We start from the raw sequence: 4,583 nt of genomic DNA, 5'->3' as shown, positions 1-4,583 counted from the left end.
GAGCGCCTCAAACGCCGGCGGGGCTGAATATGCTCGGGTCCGCCAGAGCGCCTCAAACGCCGGCGGGGCTGAATGAGCCCGAGTCCGCCAGGGCGCCGCAAACTCCCCCAGGGCTCCGCCTGGGTGGGACCCCCAGACGGGGGTGAATAGGCCCGGGTCCTCGTGGGCGCCGCAAACTCCCCCAGGGCTCCGCCTGGGCGGGACCCCCAGACGGGGGTGAAAATGCTCGGATCCTCGTGGGCGCCGCAAACTCCCCCAGGGCTCCGCCTGGGCGGGACCCCCAGACGGGGGTGAAAATGCTCGGATCCTCCGGCGCACATCGGTGGGGTTGTCGTGGCTCTGGCGCGCTGTTGGCGGGGAGAGGTTGAATGAGGCGATGGTGTCGATCGACCGCATGTTCGCCTTCGCCGCGATGTCCCTGCTCGTGATTGTGATCCCCGGCCCCAGCGTCCTCTTCGTGATCGGCCGGGCCCTCGCGCACGGCCGCCGTACCGCGATCGCCACGGCCGTCGGCAATGTCATCGGGTCGTACGTGCTGGTGGTGGCCGTCGCGCTCGGCGTCGGGTCGCTGGTGGCGGGGTCAGCCGCCGTGTTCATGGCGGTGAAGCTGGCGGGGGCGGCCTATCTGGTGTTCCTCGGGGTGCAGGCGTTCCGGCACCGCGGGGACATGAGGATCTCCACGCTGCGCGGGCCCGCCGCTCCCGCGCGGGGAGACGCGCGCACCGTGGCGGACGGGGTGCTGGTGGGGGCCACCAACCCCAAGGGTGTGGTCTTCTTCGCGGCGGTGCTGCCGCAGTTCGTGGACCACTCGGCCGGGAACCTGCCCGTGCAGATGCTGCTGCTCGGCCTGGTGCCCATCGGTATCGGGCTGATCACCGACACGCTCTGGGGGCTCGGCGCGGCGGCGGCCCGAGGCTGGTTCGCCCGCTCGGACCGCAGGCTGTCGCTGGTGGGCGGGGCGGGCGGGTTCGCGATGATCGGGCTGGGTGTGACGGTGGCGGCGACGGGCCGTACGGACTGACCCGTACGGCTCCGGGTGCCGGACCGGGTCGCGGGCGTTCCGGCCCTGCCCGGCCGACGGGTCCGGAGGAGATCCAGCGGGGTCCGGAGGAGGTCCGGCGCGGAGTAACAGTGCGGGGTACGGCGCGGAGTAACAGTGTGGGGTACAGCGTGACGCCGGCCACTTCACGCCGTCAGATCCGCTAGGAGCGCGTCAAATACCGGCCCCGGACGATCAGCGGTGCGTCATGGAACCGCTGATCCGCCCCGGGCCGGGCATAGCTTCGGCAGGTGAGCAAGGGCGGCGCTCGACTCGCCCGGAGACATTCCCAGCGGCTCCCCAGCGGAGGACACCATGGACACCCTCACCCGTGCGGAAGCGGACACCGCCGACCCCGACGAACTCCGCCCGGCAGGGCCCCTGTTCGTGCCGGTTCGGCTCGGCTCTGCCGGAGGACATCATCTGCGCTTCATGCGCACACCACTCGGGGTGCGCACCGCCGTCGGATTCACCAGCAGAGAGCGGCTGATCGCCGTCCTCGGTGAGCGACAGCCGTGGATCAGACTTGCGGAACCCGCGCTGCGTACGCTCGCCGAACCGCTGGGAGTGACCACGGTGACGGTGAATCCGCAGCTCACGGCCCCCTCCCCGGTACCGGGGAAGCATCACACCCCCGCGGCGCCCTGTGCGCGCCGCCGGCACCCGGAGGCCCTGAGGGCGCTGCGGGTGACAGGCGCTGCCGCCGCTGTCTGGACGGCGGTCAGCGCCGTCCACGCCTTCCTCGACTGACGCGCGCCGCGCGCTCACCCGGAGCCCGTCGGTACGACTGACATCCCCTGGCACCCTCGGGCGCCCTCAGGCAACGAACGGGAAGAAACGAACGGAAGAGGTGTACGGATGACGGCTGTACCGGCGGCACCCGTGTCGATACCCGCGATACCGGCGATAGCCCCGCTACCCGCGGGCCCCGCGATTCCCGGGTTGGCGGTCCCCTCGGTGTGGCCCGCATCGGCCGTCCTGGCTCCGGGCGGGGACGTCGCGGTGGGTGGTGTGCCGCTCACCGAGATCGCCGAGCGGTACGGCACACCCGTCTACGTCCTCGACGAGGACGAGGTCCGTACCCGCGCCCGCGCCTGGCGGCGCGCGCTGCCCGACGCGGAGGTGGTGTACGCGGCCAAGGCGTTTCTGTCCCGGGCGGTGGTGGACTGGCTGGCGCAGGAGGGCCTCGGACTCGATGTGTGCTCGGCGGGTGAACTCGAACTCGCCGCCACCCGGGGCTTCCCCGCCGAGCGGATCGTGCTGCACGGCAACGCCAAGTCGCCGCACGATCTGCGGACCGCGCTGCGGTTCGGCGTCGGCCGGATCGTGATCGACTCGGCCTGCGAGATCGCCCGGCTCGCGTCCCAGGTGCCGGGTCCGGAGGCCCAGCAGGTGATGGTGCGGGTGCTGCCGGGCGTCGACGCGGGCGGCGAGCGGTCGATCCGTACGGGTGCGGGCTCGCCACGGTTCGGCCTCGCCATCGACGGTGGGGAAGCCGAGGAGGCGGTGGCCCGCATCCTCGGCCAGCCGCAGCTGGAACTGATCGGGCCGCACTGCCACCTCGGCACCCAGATCGCCTCCCCGGAGCCGTACGCGCGCTGTGTCCGGCGGATGATCGCGTTCATGGCGGGCATCCGCGACCGCTATGGGATCACCCTGCCCGAACTCGATCTGGGCGGCGGCTTCGCCGTGGCGTATCTGCCCGGGGACCCGGCGCCGTCACCGGCCGCGTACGGCCGCCGTATCCACGACGAACTGGTGCGCCGCTGCGCGGAGTTCGACTTCCCGCAGCCCCGGCTGACCGTCGAGCCCGGCCGTTCGATCATGGCCCCGGCGGGGATCGCGCTCTACCGGGTGCTGGCCGTGAAGCGTTCGGGCGGCCGGTTCTTCGCGGCCGTCGACGGCGGGATGAGCGACAATCCGCGGCCCGCGCTCTATGGAGCGCGGTACACCGTCCGGATGGTGGGCCGCTCATCGGCCGCGCCGATGCGGGCGACGACGGTGGTCGGCCGGCACTGCGAGGCGGGCGATGTGCTCGCCGAGTCGGTGGAGCTGCCCGAGGATCTGCGGCCAGGCGATGTGCTGGCGGTGCCCGCGTCGGGGGCGTACCACGTATCGATGGCCTCGGGCTACGACCTGACGGGCCGGCCGCCGGTGGTGGCGGTGTCCCGGGAGCGGTCGCGGCTGCTGATGCGCCGGGAGACGTTCGACGACCACCGCTCCCGGGACGTCGGTCTCTGACCGGCTCCCGGGACGTCGGTCTCTGACCGCTACACAGGACCAGCACAGCGACCGGCTCCGTGCGAGCCGATCAGTTGACGATCTGTGTCGTTGACGATCTGTGTCAGTGCGGTTCGCGTCGATGACCGCGACGGGGATGGCGGGCGGCTTCGCGCCGGGTGGGCGTCATGACTCCGCGCGGCCGGCCGCTTCCGCGGCGTCCGCCTCGATGGCGAGGTACCAGCCCCAGGCGTCGTGGTGGTCGATGGTGTTCTGCCGGAAGCCCTCGACGGTGTCGCTCCGGTTCCAGTCCCGCTGGAGTTCACAGGCCACGGAGTTCCAGCTCGTGGGCCGGGCCCCCGCCTGCTGGATCCGTGCCATCGCGGCGTCGTGCGCCTCGCGGGTGGTGCCGCCGAGCGCGTCGACGACGGGGTAGACCTCGTAGCCATCGGCCAGCGCGTCCAGGGTCGGGAACAGCAGACACGCCTCTGTCCACAGCGCCCCGATGATCAGTTTTCGGCGGCCGGTGGCGTGCACCGCCGCCACGAAGTCCTCGTCCTCCCAGGAGTTGATGGAGGTGCGGTCGATGGAGGGGACACCCGGCAGGACCGCCCGCAGCTCCGGGATGGTGTCGGGGTTGATGCCGGTGGAGACATTGACCGTGGACAGCACGATCGGCAGCCCGAAGGTCCGGGCCGTCCGAGCGAGTGCGACCACGTTGTTGATCAGATCGCCCGTATAGATCGAGCGGACCGTGGAGATCTGTGGCCGCTGGTAGTCGATGAGGATCAGGGCGGAGTTTCCCGGGGCCAGCAACTGGTCGGACGCGGCCTCGCGGGGAGGGGTGCTGCGCATGGGCGACCTCCAGAAAGAGTCTGGACGTACCTTCATCATGGCCCCCGGCCCGCGACCGCGAAAGCCGGGGCCGCGCCGCCGCTGATCATGGGCGGCGCGGCGGCCCGGGTGCGCACCCTCGCGGCGGTGGTCAGTTACTCAGGGCCCTGACCAGGGCCGATACACGTGCTGTGGCCTCCGCCGGGGTGCCGGCCGTCAGCGCGGCACCCATGCCGACGGCGACCGCGCCGGAGGAGATCCACTCGGGGGCCGTATCGGGCGTGATCCCGCCGGTCGGGACGAAGGGGATCTGCGGGAGGGCGGCGCGCATATCGCGGAAGGTCTTGGGGGTCCAGCGGCCGGCGGGGAAGAGCTTGACGGCGTCCGCCCCGGCCGCGAGTGCCTCGATCGCCTCGGTCGGGCTGTCGACGCCCGGGATGACGGTCGCGCCGTAGCGATGACCGCAGACGATCACCTCGGGGTGCAGGGA

The 4,583-nt window shown here is 72.0% G+C and carries 5 protein-coding genes; 3 read left to right on the top strand and 2 right to left on the bottom strand.

Annotation, left to right across the window (positions count from 1 at the left end):
• The first annotated feature begins 376 nt into the window (after window positions 1–376).
• From ACWF94_RS30385 to lysA, 3 genes are all read left to right on the top strand, one after another.
• On the top strand, window positions 377–1,021 hold the full coding sequence (locus ACWF94_RS30385) for a LysE family translocator (RefSeq protein WP_453495574.1): 645 nt from the start codon (window positions 377–379) through the stop codon (window positions 1,019–1,021).
• 333 nt (window positions 1,022–1,354) lie between these two features.
• The gene (locus ACWF94_RS30380) at window positions 1,355–1,789 is read left to right on the top strand and encodes an SAV_915 family protein (protein WP_453495571.1); all 435 of its coding nucleotides are present in this window, start codon (window positions 1,355–1,357) and stop codon (window positions 1,787–1,789) included.
• 108 nt (window positions 1,790–1,897) lie between these two features.
• Complete coding sequence (gene lysA / locus ACWF94_RS30375; protein WP_453495568.1) at window positions 1,898–3,280, top strand: diaminopimelate decarboxylase; 1,383 nt, start codon at window positions 1,898–1,900, stop codon at window positions 3,278–3,280.
• Window positions 3,281–3,445: 165 nt separating this feature from the next.
• Here lysA and ACWF94_RS30370 read toward each other — a convergent pair whose 3' ends face one another.
• Together ACWF94_RS30370 and ACWF94_RS30365 are read right to left on the bottom strand one after the other, a co-directional pair.
• Window positions 3,446–4,114: a hydrolase gene (locus ACWF94_RS30370; protein ID WP_453495565.1), complete on the bottom strand. Its 669-nt coding sequence runs from the start codon at window positions 4,112–4,114 to the stop codon at window positions 3,446–3,448.
• A 130-nt stretch (window positions 4,115–4,244) separates the two neighbouring features.
• Window positions 4,245–4,583: bifunctional 4-hydroxy-2-oxoglutarate aldolase/2-dehydro-3-deoxy-phosphogluconate aldolase (locus ACWF94_RS30365; RefSeq protein WP_453495562.1), on the bottom strand; the 339-nt coding region annotated here is incomplete at its 5' end.

The organism is Streptomyces sp. NPDC055078 (assembly GCF_053607985.1).
Note: the sequence above shows the minus strand (reverse complement) of the source record. Positions and strands in the feature narration are given on the sequence as shown.

Bases quoted from the DNA above. Each gene is read 5' to 3' on its own strand.
- ACWF94_RS30385 (WP_453495574.1), top strand. From the start codon at position 377: ATGGTGTCGATCGACCGCATGTTCGCCTTCGCCGCGATGTCCCTGCTC.
- ACWF94_RS30380 (WP_453495571.1), top strand. From the start codon at position 1,355: ATGGACACCCTCACCCGTGCGGAAGCGGACACCGCCGACCCCGACGAA.
- lysA (WP_453495568.1), top strand. From the start codon at position 1,898: ATGACGGCTGTACCGGCGGCACCCGTGTCGATACCCGCGATACCGGCG.
- ACWF94_RS30370 (WP_453495565.1), bottom strand. From the start codon at position 4,114: ATGCGCAGCACCCCTCCCCGCGAGGCCGCGTCCGACCAGTTGCTGGCC.